General features: G+C 72.7%; 1 protein-coding gene and 1 pseudogene. Both read right to left on the minus strand.

The window, feature by feature from the left end; all coding sequences use genetic code 11:
• Positions 1-882 (minus strand): ABC transporter ATP-binding protein (locus tag D7X55_RS39530; RefSeq protein ID WP_147470428.1); only part of this gene is annotated, 882 nt, incomplete at its 3' end.
• A pseudogene (locus D7X55_RS39535) lies at positions 879-1,157 on the minus strand (hypothetical protein); the annotation flags it as partial. The pseudogene D7X55_RS39535 and the gene D7X55_RS39530, both read right to left, overlap by 4 nt.

Genomic DNA, 1,157 nt, shown 5'->3' on the forward strand with positions numbered 1-1,157 from the left:
CGGCAGCGCGGTGAGCGACGGCACCATGCCGGGAATGGCCTTCAAGCGCTGACGCCCGCCCTCCCCCGCCGAGCCCGCGTCGTGCAGCGACGGGATGGAGCGCAAGAGGCCCGCCGTGTACGGGTGCGCGGGCCGCGCGAACAGCTCACGCACCGGGGCCTGCTCCACGATGCGGCCCGCGTACATCACCGCCACCACGTCGCAGCTGCCCGCCACCACGCCCAGGTCGTGGGTGATCAGCATCACCGCCATGTTGCGCTCGGCCTGGAGGCGCTTGAGCAGCTCGAGGATCTGCGCCTGGATGGTGACGTCCAGCGCCGTGGTGGGCTCGTCCGCGATGAGCAGCGCCGGGTCGCACGCGAGCGCCATGGCGATCATCACGCGCTGGCGCATGCCGCCGGAGAGCTGGTGCGGGTACGCGTCCACGCGCTCGCCGGGAGCCGGGATGCCCACCTGCCGCAGCATCTCCACCGCGCGCTCGCGCGCCTGCGCCTTCGTGGCGCCCAGGTGCAGCCGGACGCCCTCGCCAATCTGCTCGCCCACGGTGAACACCGGGTTGAGCGACGTCATGGGCTCCTGGAAGACCATGGCCACGTGCCGGCCGCGCACGCGCCGCATCTCCTTCTCCGGCAGGGCCAGCAGGTCCTCGCCCTTGAAGCGCACCTCGCCGCCCACCACGCGGCCGGGCGGCTGAGGAACGAGCCCCATCACCGACAGCGCCGTGAGGCTCTTGCCACAGCCGCTCTCCCCCACCACCCCCAGCGTGCCGCCGGGAGGGACGGTGAAGGACACGCCGTCCACCGCGCGCACCGTGCCGCGCGGGAGCGACAGCTGCGTGACGAGCCCCCGCACGTCCAGGAGCGGGGCCACGGCGCCGGTCACTTCTGCGCCAGCTCCTCCAGGAACTCCGCCTCCTGGATGAGCCCCTTGCGGATGAGCAGGCGGATGAGGCTCGCGACCATGCGCGCGGGCTTCACCTTCTCCGTGTCCAGGCTGGCTTCTTCACCGCGCGAGATGCGGTCGATGTCGTCCAGCACCGCCAGGTCCTCCTCGGAGAAGTCCGGCTTGGGCGTGAGCGCCACGGACGGCTTCACGCCCTGCGCGGCGCCGCCGAAGAGCACCACCGGCACGCGTGGCTTGCTCGGGTCCTCCGGCTC

It is taken from the genome of Corallococcus sp. AB049A, from assembly GCF_003668885.1.
GTDB classification, from domain to species: Bacteria; Myxococcota; Myxococcia; order Myxococcales; family Myxococcaceae; genus Corallococcus; species Corallococcus interemptor.